This is a genomic window from Streptomyces sp. NPDC096132 (assembly GCF_044763345.1).
GTDB lineage: Bacteria > Actinomycetota > Actinomycetes > Streptomycetales > Streptomycetaceae > Streptomyces.
In genome coordinates this window covers 121,927-137,909 of the sequence record NZ_JBIWGA010000002.1, presented here as the reverse complement: position 1 = coordinate 137,909, position 15,983 = coordinate 121,927, and the positions used below count along the sequence as shown (strand labels likewise).

Genomic DNA, 15,983 nt, shown 5'->3' with positions numbered 1-15,983 from the left:
GATCGATCCAGAAGAAGAGAGCCGACCACATGAAGAGCAGCATCCGCAGAAGCAGGCGCGCCGCCCTGGCCGTCGCCCTGGGCTCCGTGCTCGCGCTGACCGCCACCGCCTGCGGCGACGACGGCAGCGGCAGCGCGGGGGACAAGGGGAACGAGGGCTCGGGCAAGGGCGAGATCACCTTCTGGGACAACAACGGCGGTGTCCGCACCGACATCTGGAAGGAGATCATCGCCGACTTCGAGAAGGCGAACCCGGACATCAAGGTCAAGTACGTCGGGATCCCCGCCGCGAGCGCCCAGTCCAAGTACGACACCGCCATCCAGGGCGGCGGCCTGCCCGACGTCGGCGGCGTGGGCACCGCGATGCTCGCCGAGGTCGCGGTGCAGGGCGCGCTGGAGCCGCTGGACAGCCGGCTCGAGAAGAGCGACCTGAACGGCAAGCTGAGCCAGAACCTGCTGGACAGCAGCCGGGCGGCGGGCGGCGGCAAGGACCTGTACCAGATCCCGACCTCGTCCAACAACGGCACCCTGTGGTACCGCACCGACCTGTTCGAGAAGGCCGGTCTGGACGCACCGACCACCTGGACGAAGTTCTACGAGGCCGCCGACAAGCTCACGAACAAGGGCAAGAACGAGTTCGGCTTCACCATCCGCGGCGGCGAGGGCTCGATCGCGCCGGCCCTGGACGCGGCGTACAGCCAGACCGGCATCGACACCTTCTGGAACGGCGACAAGACCACCGTCAACGACCCGAAGCTCGTCGCCGCGCTGGAGAAGTACGTCTCCCTGTACAAGAAGGACACCCCGTCCGCCGACGTCAACAACGACTTCACCAAGATGGTCGCCCAGTGGGACAGCGGCACCATCGGCATGCTGAGCCACAACCTCGGTTCTTACCAGGACCACCTGAAGGCGCTGGGCGCGGACAAGTTCCGGGGCATCCCCAGCCCGACCCAGGACGACGGCAGCCGGGTGCAGATCTCCAACCCGGTCGACGGGCTGAGCGTCTTCAAGTCCAGCAAGAACAAGTCGGCCGCCTGGAAGTTCGTCGAGTTCGCCGTCTCGCACGAGGAGAACTCCAAGTACAACGAGTCGGCGGGGCAGATCCCGGCGAACACCGAGGCCGCGAAGGACGCGTGGATCCAGAAGGCCGAGCCGACGAAGCTGGCGGCCGAGGCGCTGAACGGGGCCGGTACCAAGATCGTGCAGCTGCCGTACTACCTGCCCGACTGGAACACCATCTCCAAGGCCGACAACGAGCCGAACTTCCAGAAGGTGCTGCTCGGGAAGATGAGCGCGAAGGACTTCTTGGACACGTTGGCGGAGCAGCTGAATGCTGCGCAGGCCGACTGGAAGAAGAACAACGGGTAGCTCGGGTGGTTCGGGTCGCGGGGCGACTGCGGGTCCGTTGTGGCTGGTCGCGCCCACGCGGCGGAGCCGCATATCGCAGCCGCCCCGCGCCCCTAGGGAATCCAATGAACCTCTCTCGAAAGGTGCACGTTCGTGGCCCTTACCCGCAGACAGGTCACTTCGGCGGTGGTCGCCGCCCTCCCCCTCGGTGTCGCCGCTGCCGGCACCGCGCACGCCCACAGCCGTGAACGCACTCTCTACATCGCCGGTGACTCCACCGCCGCCCAGAAGTACTCCGATGCCGCGCCCGAGACCGGGTGGGGCATGGCGCTTCCGTTCTTTCTCCGCGGGGACCGGCCGGTCGCCAATCACGCGGTGAACGGGCGGAGTTCGAAGAGCTTCGTCGACGAGGGGCGGCTGGACGCGATCCTCGCGGCGATCCGGCCGGGGGACTTCCTCCTCGTGCAGTTCGCGCACAACGACGAGAAGACCACCGACCCCACGCGCTACACCGAGCCCTGGACGACGTACCAGGACTATCTGCGGCTCTACATCGCGGGTGCCAGGGCGAAGGGGGCGCGGCCGGTCCTGGCCACGCCCGTCGAGCGGCGGAGGTTCGACGCCGAGGGGAACGCCGTGCCGACGCACGGGGAGTACCCCGCCGCCATGCGGGCGCTCGCCGAGGAGGAGCGGGTGGCGCTGCTCGACCTCCAGGCGCTGTCGCTCGCGCTCTGGCAGGAGCTGGGGGTCGAGGCGACGAAGACCTATTTCAACTGGACCGAGACCGAGCAGGACAACACGCACTTCAATCCGCCGGGCGCGATCGCCGTGGCGCGGCTCGTCGCGCGGGAGCTGCTGCGGACGCGGGTGCTCGGCCCGCGTGACGTGGTGCGGCTGCGCGACGAGATCCCCACGTCCTGGATCACCTGGCCCGAGCCGCTGACGTAACAAGAGGAGACCCGCACAGTGCGTACACAGAAATGTCATGGACGCGTCATTGCTGCCCTGGTGGGGTGCACCGCGCTGGTGCTGTCCGTCACCGGTACCGCGTCCGCCCATGCCGCGTCCCGCGACCTCGGCCGGCAGGTGCTCGCCGCGAACGACGGCTGGGGCTCGTACGGGACCGGGACCACGGGCGGGTCGGCCGCCGACGCCGACCACGTGTACACCGTCACCACCTGGGCCGAGTTCAAGGCAGCCCTCGCGGCCGGTGGCACCGCCCCGAAGATCATCAAGGTGAAGGGCGTCATCGACGCCGTCGCCGAGGGCTGCGACGCCTTCGCCGCGCCCGGCTACGACTTCGACGCCTATCTCGCGAAGTACTCGCCGCAGGCCTGGGGGCTGGACACCGACCTCGCCGCCGAGCCGGACGACAGCCCCGAGGGGCTGCGGCGCACGTCCCAGGCCAACCAGGACAAGGCCATCAAGGCGAACGTCCCGTCCAACACCACCATCGTCGGCATCGGCAGGAACGCCGGGTTCAAGGGCGTCAGCCTGCAGATCAAGGCCGTCGACAACGTGATCATCCGCAACCTGGCGTTCGAGTCGCCCATCGACTGCTTCCCCCAGTGGGACCCGACCGACGGCTCCACCGGCAACTGGAACTCCGAGTACGACACCGCCGTGGTGTACGGAGCCACCCATGTCTGGCTGGACCACAACACGTTCACCGACGGATTCCACCCGGACAGCGCCGCCCCGACCTACTTCGGGATGCTCTACCAGCAGCACGACGGCGAGCTGGACATCGTCCGCGGCTCCGACTACGTGACCGCGTCCTGGAACGTCTTCACCGAGCACGACAAGACGATCCTCATCGGCAACAGCGACAGCGAGTCGACGGCCGCCGGTGACCGCGGGCACCTCAAGGTGACCTTCCACCACAACCTGTTCTCGAACCTCGTCGAGCGCGCGCCCCGCGTCCGCTTCGGCCAGGTCGACTCCTACAACAACCACTTCGTCGCGAACGGCGACTACTCCTACAGCTTCGGCATCGGCAAGGAGTCCCAGCTCGTCGCCGAGCACAACGCCTTCACGCTGCCGGACGGGATCAGCGCGGCCAAGGTGCTCAAGCGGTGGAACGTCTCGCCGGTCACCGCGGACGACAACTACGTCAACGGCACGGCCACCGACCTGATCGCCGTCCACAACGCCGAGATCCCCGGCGAGGTCCTGGAGTCCGGCGCGGGCTGGACCCCCACCCTGCGCACCAAGGTCGACCCCGCGAAGTCCGTCCCCCGGATCGTCGACTGCGGCGCGGGCGCGGGACGCCTCGGCTGATCCGTCGGCACGAAGGCCGGGGCGGCGGCTGCCGTCGTCACCCCGGCCCTCCGTACGAAGGCCGGAGCGGCGTCCGTCGTCGCCCGGCCCCTCCCGCAGAGCCGCACCGCCAAGGAGCACCCGCATGCACCCCCTTTCCAGAAGGCGGTTCCTCGCCGCGACCGCCGGCACGGCCGCCACCCTCGCCCTAGCCACCCCGCCCGCACGGGCCGCCGCCACGGGCAGACGCGGCCCGTTCGGCCGCTACGGCACGCCGGCCGCCCGCCTCACCCCCCAGACCCTGTACGTCGACCCGCTCGGCCGGGGCGACGCCACCTCCGTCCGTGACGCCGTGGCCGCCACGACCGGCAGCGGCTGGACCCTCGTCCTCGCCCCGGGCGTGTACCGCGAGACGGTCGTCCTCGACGCCACCCGCACAGAGGCCACCTGGATCGGCGCCTCCGAGGACCCCCGGGACGTCGTGATCGTCTACGACAACGCGGCCGGCACCCCCAAGCCCGGCGGCGGCACCTACGGCACCACCGGCTCGGCCACCACCACCGTGCAGGCCGACGGTTTCACCGCCCGCTGGATCACCTTCGCCAACGACTGGCTGCGCGCCGACCACCCCGACATCACCGGCACCCAGGCCGTCGCCATCAAGATCCAGGGCGACCGGTCAGCCTTCCACCACTGCCGCTTCCTCGGCCACCAGGACACCCTGTACGCCGACTCGATCTCCCTCGCCGCCTTCGCCCGGCAGTACTACAGCCACTGCTACGTCGAAGGGGACGTCGACTTCGTCTTCGGCCGGGCCACGGCCGTCTACGAGCACTGCCACTTCCGCACCCTGAACCGCACCGACCTGGCCGGCGCCCCCTACGGCTTCGTCTTCGCCCCCTCCACGGCGGGCGCCAACCCGCGCGGCTACCTGGTGACCCGGAGCCGGATCAGCAGCGAGGCCCCCGACGCCTTCTACAAGCTGGCCCGCCCGTGGGTGCCCAGCTCCGACACCACCGCCCGCCCGAGCCTCACCGTCCGCGACACCCGCCTGGACGCCGGCATCGACGCGGTGGCCCCCTACACGAACATGTCGGCCTCCTTCCCCTGGCAGAACCAGCGGTTCGCCGAGTACCGCAACACCGGTCCCGGAGCCGAGATCACCGTCCCCGAGAACCGTCCCCAACTCACCGACGAACAGGCCGAGTCGGCGACCCGGGAGACCTACCTCGGGGACTGGAAGCCATGGAAGGGGGAGTGCTGAGATGCCGCTGCGCAGACGCACCCTCCTCGCGGGCCTCACCGGCGCCGCCCTGCTCCCCGCCACCCCGGCCCTCGCGCACTCCCGCCGCGTCCTGCACGTCCGCCCCGGCGATTCCGTCCAGGCGGCCGTGGACCGGGTCGACGGCCCCGGCTGGACGATCGTCGTGCACCCCGGGACGTATCGCGAGGTCGTCGGCATCCCCGCCGACAAGGCGGAACTGACGTTGCGGGGCGCCGTCCGCGACCCCCGTGCCGCCGTGATCGTCCACGACAACGCCAACGGCACCCAGCGCCCCGACGGTTCGGGCACCTACGGCACGGCGGGCTCGGCCACCTTCACCTGCGCCGCCCCCGGGCTCGCCGTCCGCGACCTCACCCTCGCCAACGACTGGCTGCGCGCCGACCACCCGGACATCACCGGCACCCAGGCCGTCGCCGCCTACGTCACCGGCGACCGCAGCCACTTCGAGAACGTCCGCCTGCTCGCCCACCAGGACACCCTCTTCGCGGACACGAGCGCGCTCGACGCCTTCGACCGGCAGTACTACCGCCACTGCCACATCGAGGGAGACGTCGACTTCGTCTTCGGGCGGGCCCGGGCCGTCTTCGACGCCTGCCGCTTCCACACCCTCCAGCGGGACGTCGGCTTCACCCCCAAGGGCATGGTCTTCGCCCCCTCCACCGCCCGGGCCAACCCCTACGGCTTCCTCGCGCTGCACGGCCGGATCACCTCCGGCGCCGAGGACGCCGCGTACAAGATCGCCCGGCCCTGGGTGCCCTCGTACGAGACGACCGCCTGGCCCTCGCTGGTCGTGCGGGACACCTGGATCGGCCCCGGCATCGACGCCGTCGCCCCCTACACCAACATGCGGGACGCCTACCCCTGGCAGACCATGCGTTTCCGTGAGTACGCCAACTCCGGCCCCGGCGCGGAGATCTCCGTCCCGGAGAACCGTCCCCAGCTGACGGCGGAGGAGGCGGCCACCCACACCCGGCGCACCTACCTCGGCGACTGGAGGCCGTATGACCGGCGCCCGTGACCCGGTGGGCCGCCGCACGTTCGTGGTCGGAGCGGGAGCCGCCCTGCTGGCCGGGGGCGCGGCGACCGGCGCGGAGGCGGCCGTCGTGGACGGGCCGTTGCCCGACTTCCACCCCGCCCTCAGGGCCGCGCTGACCTTTCCCCTGGCCTGGGGGAAGTCCCCGGTCCGTGACTTCCGGGCCTGGCGCCGGGTCGCCCGGGCCAAGGTCGAGGAGCTGCTGATCGTCGAGCGGGAGGACGGGACGCCGTACGCGCCGGAGTACGGTCCGCCAACCCGGCGGGACGGCTACACAGCCCGCTCGGTCACCCTCTCCCTCACCCGGTACGAACGCGTCCGCGCCGCCCTCCTCACCCCCGAAGGCCCCGGCCCCTTCCCGGCGGTGCTGCTCCTGCACGACCACGGGGCGAAGTTCGACATCGGCAAGGAGAAGCTGGTCCGGCCCGAGGACGACGTACGGCTCGCCTCCGCTCAGGCGTGGGCGGACCGGTACTTCAGCGGACGGTTCGTCGGCGACGAACTGGCCCGGCGGGGATACGTCGTGCTGTGCGCGGACGCCCTCGGCTGGGGCGACCGCGGTCCGCTCGCCTACGACCAGCAGCAGGCCCTCGCCTCGAACCTCTACCAGCTCGGCTCCTCACTCGCCGGACTCATGGCCCGCGAGGACGCGCGGGCCGCCGGATTCCTGGCCGGCCTCGACCACGTGGACGCGCACCGGGTCGCGGCCGTCGGGTTCTCCATGGGGGCCTTCCGCGCCTGGCAGGCCGCCGCGCTGAGCGACGACCTCGCCGCCGCGGCGGCCGTGTGCTGGATGACCGGCCTGAAGGAGGTGCTGGTCCCCGGCAACAACATCCTGCGCGGCCAGTCCGCGTACTGCATGCTCCACCCGGGGCTTCCCCAGTACCTCGACTTCCCCGACGTGGCGAGCATCGCCGCACCCCGGCCGATGCTGTTCTTCGACGGCGGGCTCGACCCCCTGTTCCCCGCCGACGGCGTCCGCACCGCCCACGAGAAGCTGCGCGCCGTCTGGCGCTCCCGCCACGCCGAGGAGCGGTTGTACCTGAGGACCTGGCCCGACCTGGGCCATGTCTTCGTCGACCGCATGCAGGACGAGGTCTTCACCTGGCTCGACCGCGCCCTGTGAACCGTCCCCCCACCCGCACGAGAAAGGACCCGCACTCCATGTCTCGTCGTACCGCTCTCACCGCCCTGGCCGCCCTGTCCCTGGGCGCCGGGCTTGCTGTCCTCCCCACCCAGGCGCAGGCCGCGACCGTGGTCGTCAGCAACTCCACGGACCTGTCCAACGCCATCAAGAACGCCACCGCGGGCACGGTCATCCAGGTCCGCGGCGGCACGTACTACCCGACGGCCACCCTCCAGTCCACCGCCAACGGCACCTCCTCCTCGCCGGTCACGCTCACGGCGTACGGCTCGGAGACGGTGAAGATCGACGGCTCGTCGCTCCCCGACGGCGACTGGATCTTCAAGCTGACCGCCGACTACTGGAACGTCTCCAACATCACCTTCCAGAACTCCCCGGACAGCGCGGTCGTCTGCCAGTCCTGCACCGGAACGGTGTGGAACAACATCAAGACCATCAACGGCGGCGACTCCGGCTTCACCCTCACCGGGGACGGCACGGTGAACAACACGGTCAGGAACATCGACTCGTACGGCCACTACGACGCCGCGAACCACGGCGAGAACGCCGACGGCATCGCGGTCAAGTACGGCTCCGGCACCGGCAACCTCATCACCGGCGCCCGCCTGTACAACAACTCGGACGACGGCATCGACTTCTGGTCCTTCTCCTCGCCCGTCACCATCGAGCACACCTGGTCCTTCGGCAACGGCGTCAACCGCTGGTCCGACTCCGCGTTCGCGGGCGACGGCAACGGCTACAAGCTGGGCGGCGACGGCGAGGTCGTCGCCCACGTCGTCAACAACTCGGCCGCCTGGGGCAACGCCGGCAACGGCTTCACCGAGAACTCCAACACCGGCGCGATCGTCATCAACCGCACCACCGCCTACGCCAACAGCAAATGGGGCTACTACTTCGCCACCGGCTCCGCCCGCCTCGGCAAGAACCTGGCGGTGAGCAACGGCAGCGGCCTGGTCAGCAAGGGCTCCTCCGTGGTCTCCGCCGGCAACAACTGGGACAGCGGCATCTCCACCCCGGCCTTCAGGTCGACGGACGCCTCCACCACGTACAACGCCCGCAGTTCCAGCGGCACCCTGCCCGCCACCACGTTCCTGACGACGGGTTCGACGACGATCGGGGCGACGATGGACTGACCTGCGGCCGAGCCGCCCAGGGCGCTTGACCCGTTTTTTGCCCGACATGCGGTCTCGATCGGGCAACGGGTCTCGCGCCCGACCGCGTGACGCGCGTAGAAAGCTTGTCATGCATAAGCCACTGCGCATCGCGGCCGTCGCCGCCGCCTGTGCCGTCGCCGGTGCCGCGCTCTACGGCGCCGGCGCGGCCACGGCCGGCCAGTCCACGGCCAACTCCACCCACGAGCCCTACAACATCGGGCTCCTGGTGAAGGACATCGACACCTACTACGGCACCACGGCGGACGCGAACGGCGTCTACCAGGCGTCGCCGACCAGCCCCTACGCCAAGGACCTCGCGGCGATCGACAAGGCCGCGAAGAAGTACATCGACCAGGCGGCCCGCAAGGCCCGCCACCACGGCGAGAAGCCCGCGGTCGTCTTCGACATCGACGACACGCTGCTGCTCAGCCTCGACTACGAGAAGAAGACCAACTACACGTACAACTCGACCACCTGGGCCGAGTACGTGGCCAAGGCGGACCGTCCGGCCGTCTTCGGCAGCCCCGAGCTGGTCCAGTACGCGAAGTCCAAGGGCGTCGAGGTCTTCTACAACTCGGGCCTGAAGGAATCGCAGCGCGCCTCGGCCGTCGAGAACCTGAAGAAGGTCGGCGCCGACGTGAACCTCGACACCGCCCACGTCTTCCTCAAGGACGCGGCCAACCCGCCGTCCTATCTCAGCGCCTGCGCCACCGCGAACAACTGGACCTGCACCACCGTCCAGTACAAGTCCGGCACCCGCAAGCACATCGAGGACGACCTCGGGTACGAGATCATCGCCAACTTCGGCGACCAGTACTCGGACCTCGAGGGCGGCTACGCCGACCGCACGTACAAGCTCCCGAACCCGACGTACTTCGTCAGCTGACGCGCCGTAGGGGCTCGATCCCCTCCAGCGTCGGCACGACCGGCTCGATGCCGCCGTCCGCGGCGAACCGCATCCGGTCGATCGTCGTCTCGCGGTGCGTCCCGTCACCGGCCGGTCTCCCGGGCCCGTTCAGTGCGAACCGGTGGTAGACGATGTACCACTCGTCCGTGCCGGGCACGTTCACCACGCTGTGGTGGCCGGTGGCGAGGATGCCGTACTCGGGACGTTTGGACAGGATCGTCCCCCGCTCGGTCCACGGGCCGAGCGGGGACGGTCCCGTCGCGTACGCCACGTGGTAGTCCACGCTGCGGGTGTCGTCCTCGGACCACATCAGGTAGTACGTGCCGTGCCGCTTCACCACGAAGAACGCCTCCCGGAAGTTCTCCGGGGTGATGTCCCGCACCGCGCCCGCGTCGAACGACACCATGTCGTCGTGGAGCGGCACCACGTATCCGTGCGTGTTGCCCCAGTAGAGATACGACGTCCCGTCGTCGTCCGTGAAGACGGCGGGGTCGATCATCTGGCCGCGGTAGTCGGTCTTCGCCACCAGCGGCCTGCCCAGCGCGTCCTCGAACGGCCCGGCGGGGGAGTCCGCCACCGCCACACCGATCTGCTGCTCGGCGCAGAAGTAGAGGTAGTACCTGCCGTCCCGCTCGGCGATCGCCGGCGCCCACGCGTACCGGTCGGCCCAGCCGACATCGGTGCCGAGGTCGAGGACGACCCCGTGGTCGGTCCAGTGGACCAGGTCCTTCGAGGAGTACGCCGTGAAGCGCGTCCCGCCCCAGCCCGGGAAGCCGTCCGTCGTCGGGTAGATCCAGTAGGCGCCGTCCATGAAGCGCACATCCGGATCGGCGTGGAGCCCGGGCAGCACGGGACTCCCGGTCGGCACCGCCTCGACCGTCCAGGTGCGGCTCGTGCCGTCGGCCGCCGTCACCGTGTACGTCCGCGGTTCACGGAAGTCGCGGGGCGTACCGGACGCGGGGCTGAGCGTGGCACCCTCGCCGACGGCGATCGACGGGGCGAGCCGCGAGAGGTCGGCGTCCGGCTCCATCGGCAGGACGACCTTCGACGAGGCCTCCGTGACGATCGCGTCCCCCCGCCGGCCCGCCGCCGTCACGTCCACGACCGAGGCGGGCGTCACGGGGACGGCGACGGGGACGAAGAGAGGGTCGGTGTACTTCGGGTGCGTCACGGACGGTGCTCCGGGGATCGTGGTGCCGGGTGAACAGGGCCATGAGCAGTGTGCGGGCGATACCGGAGTGGTGGGAGGGGCGCGAAAGTTTCGCTCTTTTTCGCGGGGCTCGGCAACCCTTTCCGGCCACGGTGGCGACTGGTGTGCGGAGACGGGCCGGGGCGGCCCCTCCGGCCCGTCTCCCTCCTCACCCTCACGTGAAAGGAACGCCCGTGCTTCTGAGCACCGGACGCCACCGCAGGACGCGTACCCTCTCGATCGCCGCCGCCGTGGCGCTCGCCGCGGGGGCGGGCGGTGTCTACCTCGGTCTGTCGGGCGGCGGCGCCCAGGCCGCGTCCTCGACGGTCACCGTCTCCACCACCGCGCAGCTGGAGTCGGCCGTGAAGAACGCGGTCGCCGGCACGGTCATCCAGGTCCGCGGCGGCACGTACTACCCGACGGCCACCCTCAAGTCCACGGCCAGCGGCACCGGTTCGTCCCGCATCACGCTCCAGGCCTACGGCACCGAGAAGGTGAAGATCGACGGCTCCAAGCTGCCCGCCGGCTCGTGGCTGGCCGGGATCTACGGCAGCTACTGGACCGTCCAGAACCTCACCTTCCAGAAGTCCCCGGCCCAGGGCTTCGTCGTCACCTCGTCCACCGGCGGTGTCTTCAAGAACCTGGTCACGGCGAACAACGGCGACTCCGGGTTCACCCTGCGCGGCGACAACACCGTCAACAACCTCGTGCAGAACCTGGACAGTTACGGCAACTACGACGCCGCCGGGCACGGGCAGAACGCGGACGGCATCGCCATCAAGTTCGGCTCCGGGACGGGCAACAAGATCACCGGCGCCCGCCTCTACAACAACTCGGACGACGGCCTCGACCTGTGGCAGTTCTCCACGCCCGTCACCATCGAGCACTCCTGGGCCTTCGGCAACGGCAAGAACCGCTGGTCCGACTCCGCCTTCGAGGGCAACGGCAACGGGTTCAAGCTGGGCGGCGGGGGCGTCGCGGTCGCGCACGTCGTCAACAACAACGCGGCCTGGGACAACACGCTGAACGGCTTCACCGAGAACTCCAACACCGGGGCGATCGTCCTCAACCGCAATACCGCGTACTCCAACACCGAGGCCGGCTTCTACTTCGCCACCGGCAAGGCCCGGCTCGCCCGCAACCTCGCGGTGAGCAACAAGGGCGGGCTGTCCAAGCTGGGGTCCTCGACCGTGTCCGCCGCGAACAACTGGGACAGCGGGGTGTCGACGCCGGCCTTCGTGTCGGCCGACGCGACCACGGCGTACGGGGCCCGTAAGTCGGACGGTTCGCTGCCGGCGACGGCGTTCCTGACGACGGGCTCGACGACGATCGGCTCGACCATGAACTAGCCCGAGGGCAACAGGAAACGCCCCCACCTGACCAAGGGTGGGGGCGTTTCCTGCTGCCGGCCGGAGAGGGGGGCCGGGCCGGCAAGCTCTCAGGACAGCAGGTCGACGCAGTCGAACGACGTGCCCGGGCTCAGGAACGCCGTGCCGCTCGAGCCGCTCACGATGGTGAGCTTGAGGACGTTGTACTGGGAGACGTCCGTCTTCCAGGCGCTCGCCGGGACGTTGTACGTGAAGGTGTGGTTGTTGCCCCGGTAGGAGCCGGTGGTGAGGGACCGGGTCGAGGGCTGGGTGACCGCCGCCGGGATCGCGGAGACCCAGTCGTTCACCGTCACGCGCGGGCGGCCGTTCGCGAAGGCGTCCGTGACGCCGATCCGGAGCGTGTGGGCGGCCGCCGCCTGCTCCTTCGTCAGCCTGAAGTAGATCAGGATGCCGTCGTTGACGTCCTTCCAGACGTACGCGGGGAAGGACGCGGCCGGGTCGCCGCTGCCGATCGTGATGTTGCCCGTCCACTTTGCCGCGCGGGCGTCGGAGGGATGTGCGTACGTCATGAGCTCGGCGTTCTTGAACTCGCCGGGCGTGCCGTCCCAGTCGCCGAGCCGCCAGACGGTCTTCGCCGTGGACGGGTCGCCGGTGATCGACAGGGTGTGCAGGCTGGTCGTGGCGCCTGCCGTCACCTTCACTTCCTGCGTCAGCACCGCCAGCTCGCCCTTGAAGACGGTCAGCGTGTACGTCCCCGGCAGCATCCCCTTGCAGGAGAAGGCACCGGTACCGGTCGCCGCCCTCGCCCAGTACTGGGCGTCCTTGTTGGCGAAGCCGACCGTGTACGGGTACTTCGCGTCCATGCCCTTCAGGCCCACGCCCGCGACCCTGCCGCGGCCGGCCTTGCCGACCCAGCCGGTGATGCCGAGGCCGTCCACCCAGGAGGTGTCCAGCTTGTCGTGGAAGAGGGACGGGGAGGGCGTGCCGCCGTCGGTGAAGGCGAGGACGTACGGTCCCTGCAAGCCGAAACGTTCCGCCTCGGTCTGGGCCTCGTTGTAGTGCAGGATCTCGTAGAGGCCCGCGCCCTTGTCGTTGGAGTGGCGCAGCAGGGAGCGGTAGAAGGGGCCGCCCGAGGCCTTCTCGTGGTTCGAGCGGACCAGGTACAGGCCGACCGAGCCCGTCGTGAAGCCGACGTGGTCGTAGTCGACGGTGCGCTTGCCCGAGTAGTGCTTGGAGTGGGTGGTGCCGTCGGCGCGCTTCCACACGTCCCCGGCCTCGATGATCGTGTCCGAGGCCTCGATCCAGGAGTCCGGGCCGGTGTTGGGGAACATCCCGGGCTTGAGGCGGACGATGTAGCGGGTCGCGGTGAAGGAGGCGTCCGCCTTGTTCGTCCAGAGGTAGACGTTGTTCTGCCCGCTGCGGGCCGCGTACCACTGGGTGATCGCGCCGTGGACCACCTTGATCAGGACGGTGGAGCCCGACTGCCTGATCGTGACCGTGGAGGCGCCGAGGCCGGACTCGACGTGCGAGTGCTTGCCGCCGTAGCCCTCGTACTCCTTGCCCTTGTAGACCAGGGAGGTGAGGTCGCCGGTGGTCTTGGAGACCTTGAAGACGAGGGAGGAACCGGTGTCGACGACGTAGTTCCTGCCGTCGTCCCGGTAACCGAAGGCGGCGGCGGACGCGGACGAGAGGAGGCCGGCGCCGCCCGCGACGGCGGCGCCGGTGGCGGCGACCCCGATCGCGGAGGCCCCGAGCACACGTCGGCGCGTGAGGTGTCGTCTCTTGTGCGTGCTCAAGGGTCGTGCTCCGGATTGTTGAATCTTGCGTTACTTGTACGTGATGTCAGATGAGGAGAACTTGCAGGTGGTTCCGTCCGCACCGGTGCCGATCTCCGTGGGCTCCTTGCCGGAGTTGTTGCCCTTGAAGCGCACGCAGGTCTTGACCTTCTTCTTGGGGTCGTTCTGGATGCGGATCTTCGACAGCGTGGCCGTGTCGCCATAGTTGGCGTTGACCCCGACGATCGCCTTCAGGGGCGCCACGACGTCGATGTCGCTCAGCACGATCGTGCGCTTGAACTGCGTCTTGCAGTTGCCGCAGGAGCGCACCAGCTTCCCGGAGTTCTCCACGCGGAAGCCGGACACGGTGAGCTTGCCGGCGCCGTTGAACTGCAGCACCTTGTCGTCGGCGTTCTTCGCGCCACCGCCGACGACCTTGTACACGGCCGAGGACGACTTGCCCTTGAAGCTGGCCGCGTCCTCACCGACGTCCAGCCACCACACGTTCTGCAGCGTGCAGGAGCCCTTGCAGTGGACTCCGTCCGCCGCCGGGGTGCCGATGATCACGTTCTTCAGGACCGCGCCGTCGGCCAGCTCGAAGATCGCGCCCTGCGACTCGTCCTGGTCGGAGGTGCCGAGCGCGCCGCTGCCGTAGAACTTCTTCAGCTTGCCGTCATAGGTGCCCGACACCTTGATCGTCGAGGAGACGGCCTTGCTGCCGGTGGCCGTGGGCCAGGCGGTCGCGGCGCCCGCCGAGGACAGCAGCGTCGTGGTGACGATCGCCGCGCCGGTGATGCCCAGGGCGGTGGAGCCCGCGATCAGCGCCCGCCGCTTGGTGACCTTGCGGCGGTGCCGGACGCGCGGTTCTGCTGAAGCAGTCATGTGCCGAATCCTCAAGTGGGTGGTGACTCTTGTGCCTTGGGGTCGTCACCGGTGAGGAAAGGGTTGCCGCTGTTTCAGAAGTTTTTTGTGGGGCCTGCTACGAGTCGCCCTCGGCCGAGTCCTGGGTCGCGAAGTCGCCGCCCAGGGTGCGGGCCCTGCCGTCCGACTCGCCCGTGATGACGTAGCTGTCACGCGCGGCGTCCCGGCCTCCGCGGTCGTGGTCGTACTGCCCGGCGAACACCCACTCGCCCACGGGGACCGTTCGGCCCTCCTTGAGCACCCAGGTGTAGACCAGGAAGCCGTCCTGCTCGGTGACGGTGAGCGTGAAGTCGTCCTCGGGCAGCGAGCGCCAGGCACCGGCCGAGGACACCCCGCCGGTCTGAGCGACCCTCAGCTGCACGGTGAGCGCGGTGGCTTCCTGCTTCGCCCGGATGGTGATGTTGCTCTGCGCCCAGAAGTCGTTGCTGTGCGGGTCCACGGAGCCGTCCGACCACAGCGGCCCGTCGTCATCGTCGTCGGTGCCCGGCAGCAGGGCGACGGCCGGCGCGGAGGGCGTCGACGTGGCCGAGGGCGTCGGGGAACTGCTCGGCTTCGACGGTGCCCCGGTGGCGCCGCCGGAAGTCGCACTCGGTGTGCTCTTCGGCGAGGCCGGCGGACGGCTCGTCGCGTCCGGGGACTTCACCGGCGGCGAGGACACGGCGACCGTCTGCGGCGACGGTGAGTCGTCCTTCACCGCGGACGCCACCGCGTAACCGCCGACCGCGAGCATGCCCGCGACCGCGGCCGTGGCACCCACGACCCGCGCCCAGCCCCAGACCAGCGGGCGGGTCGCGCGGTGCGCGCGCCGCTCCAGCTCCGTCGTCTCTCCCGCCATACCGCGCTCGACCCGGGCGAGGATGCGCTCCCGGTTCGGCTCGTACGCCTCGGCCGCCTGGTGCAGCCGGGCGCGCAGTTCGTCGTGCACGTCCCGCTGCATCGTCATCGGTCCCTTCCCGAGGCCTCGCTGGTGCGCGCCATCGCGTGCACCTTAAACGGAGCTCCCTTGGCGCCGAGCAGCTTCTGCAGCTCGGCCATTCCCTTGGAGGTCTGGCTCTTCACCGTACCGACCGAGACCCCCAGGGCGAGCGCGGTGTCCTTCTCCGAGAGGTCGAAGGCGTGCCGGAGCACCACGCAGGCCCGTTTGCGGAAGGGGAGTCTACGCAGCGCGGACTGCACGTCCACAACGCCCGCGACATCAGGATTTTCCGTCTTTTCCTCGCGTTGCGACCAGAACAGGGCGATTCTGCGTCGCTCGCGGACGGCGCTGCGGATGCGGGTGCGGGCCAGGTTGGCGACGACGCCACGGGCGTACGCCACCGGGTGGTCGGCCGCGCGCACGCGGTCCCAGCGGTTCCACAGGGCGAGGAGCGCGTCCGCCGCCAGGTCGTCGGCGGCATCCGCCTCACCCGTCAGGAGGTGGGCGAGACGGGCCAGTTCGGCGTAGTGGCGGTCGAAGAAGGCATGGAATTCCACGGAGGCGGCGTCGTCGACGACTGTGCCCACGGGTGACCTCTTCTCGATGGCTGCTGTGCGTGTCATGTGAATGACATGGGGATGTCCCGGGGAGGGTCTGGGACGAGATCCGGAAGCGTAGCAGTGATCATCCACTTGGCTTGGTACTGGGGTTCGAACATCATGT

At 69.6% G+C, this 15,983-nt stretch carries 13 protein-coding genes and 1 pseudogene; 9 read left to right on the top strand and 5 right to left on the bottom strand.

All coding sequences use genetic code 11. The features are described from left to right. Nucleotides 1–29 precede the first annotated feature (29 nt). The 8 genes from ACIRF9_RS05005 to ACIRF9_RS04970 all read left to right on the top strand — a co-directional run bounded on the left by ACIRF9_RS05005 (nt 30) and on the right by ACIRF9_RS04970 (nt 9,110). Nucleotides 30–1,370: an ABC transporter substrate-binding protein gene (locus ACIRF9_RS05005; protein ID WP_403816485.1), complete on the top strand. Its 1,341-nt coding sequence runs from the start codon at nt 30–32 to the stop codon at nt 1,368–1,370. A gap of 132 nt (nt 1,371–1,502) precedes the next feature. Beyond that, complete coding sequence (locus ACIRF9_RS05000; protein ID WP_403816482.1) at nt 1,503–2,297, top strand: rhamnogalacturonan acetylesterase; 795 nt, start codon at nt 1,503–1,505, stop codon at nt 2,295–2,297. Between the two features lie 18 nt (nt 2,298–2,315). Further along, nucleotides 2,316–3,629 carry a polysaccharide lyase family 1 protein gene (locus ACIRF9_RS04995; protein WP_403816480.1) on the top strand — a complete coding sequence of 438 codons (1,314 nt, stop codon included), beginning with the start codon at nt 2,316–2,318 and terminating at the stop codon, nt 3,627–3,629. A 124-nt stretch (nt 3,630–3,753) separates the two neighbouring features. Beyond that, nucleotides 3,754–4,872, top strand: a complete 1,119-nt coding sequence (locus ACIRF9_RS04990) for a pectinesterase family protein (protein WP_403816477.1) — start codon at nt 3,754–3,756, stop codon at nt 4,870–4,872. 7 nt (nt 4,873–4,879) lie between these two features. Then, nucleotides 4,880–5,911, top strand: coding sequence for a pectinesterase family protein (locus ACIRF9_RS04985; RefSeq protein ID WP_403817918.1), 1,032 nt, complete (start codon nt 4,880–4,882; stop codon nt 5,909–5,911). Next, nucleotides 5,895–7,052: a dienelactone hydrolase family protein gene (locus ACIRF9_RS04980; RefSeq protein ID WP_403816474.1), complete on the top strand. Its 1,158-nt coding sequence runs from the start codon at nt 5,895–5,897 to the stop codon at nt 7,050–7,052. The genes ACIRF9_RS04985 and ACIRF9_RS04980 overlap by 17 nt, the downstream gene beginning before the upstream one ends. Before the next feature lie 38 nt (nt 7,053–7,090). Beyond that, entirely contained in the window at nt 7,091–8,203 is a 1,113-nt protein-coding gene (locus ACIRF9_RS04975; RefSeq protein ID WP_403816471.1) for a chondroitinase-B domain-containing protein, read from the top strand. Between the two features lie 109 nt (nt 8,204–8,312). Next, on the top strand, nt 8,313–9,110 hold the full coding sequence (locus tag ACIRF9_RS04970; protein ID WP_403816469.1) for an HAD family acid phosphatase: 798 nt from the start codon (nt 8,313–8,315) through the stop codon (nt 9,108–9,110). Here ACIRF9_RS04970 and ACIRF9_RS04965 read toward each other — a convergent pair. Continuing rightward, nucleotides 9,103–10,368 (bottom strand): annotated as a pseudogene (locus ACIRF9_RS04965) (family 43 glycosylhydrolase); the annotation flags it as partial. The gene ACIRF9_RS04970 and the pseudogene ACIRF9_RS04965 sit on opposite strands and share 8 nt — an antisense overlap. A 146-nt stretch (nt 10,369–10,514) precedes the next feature. On the opposite strand from ACIRF9_RS04965, the gene ACIRF9_RS04960 reads away from it, so the two are divergent. After that, the gene (locus ACIRF9_RS04960) at nt 10,515–11,669 is read left to right on the top strand and encodes a right-handed parallel beta-helix repeat-containing protein (RefSeq protein WP_403816467.1); all 1,155 of its coding nucleotides are present in this window, start codon (nt 10,515–10,517) and stop codon (nt 11,667–11,669) included. A gap of 89 nt (nt 11,670–11,758) precedes the next feature. Here ACIRF9_RS04960 and ACIRF9_RS04955 read toward each other — a convergent pair whose 3' ends face one another. The 4 genes from ACIRF9_RS04955 to ACIRF9_RS04940 all read right to left on the bottom strand — a co-directional run bounded on the left by ACIRF9_RS04955 (nt 11,759) and on the right by ACIRF9_RS04940 (nt 15,847). After that, the gene (locus tag ACIRF9_RS04955) at nt 11,759–13,444 is read right to left on the bottom strand and encodes a rhamnogalacturonan lyase B N-terminal domain-containing protein (protein WP_403816464.1); all 1,686 of its coding nucleotides are present in this window, start codon (nt 13,442–13,444) and stop codon (nt 11,759–11,761) included. 30 nt (nt 13,445–13,474) lie between these two features. Beyond that, nucleotides 13,475–14,305, bottom strand: a complete 831-nt coding sequence (locus tag ACIRF9_RS04950; RefSeq protein ID WP_403816461.1) for a pectate lyase — start codon at nt 14,303–14,305, stop codon at nt 13,475–13,477. 97 nt (nt 14,306–14,402) lie between these two features. Then, nucleotides 14,403–15,287, bottom strand: a complete 885-nt coding sequence (locus ACIRF9_RS04945; protein WP_403816458.1) for a hypothetical protein — start codon at nt 15,285–15,287, stop codon at nt 14,403–14,405. After that, a complete protein-coding gene (locus ACIRF9_RS04940; protein WP_403817915.1) occupies nt 15,284–15,847 on the bottom strand; it encodes a SigE family RNA polymerase sigma factor in 564 nt (187 codons plus the stop codon). Before ACIRF9_RS04940 ends, ACIRF9_RS04945 begins: the two co-directional genes overlap by 4 nt. Nucleotides 15,848–15,983: the final 136 nt, after the last annotated feature.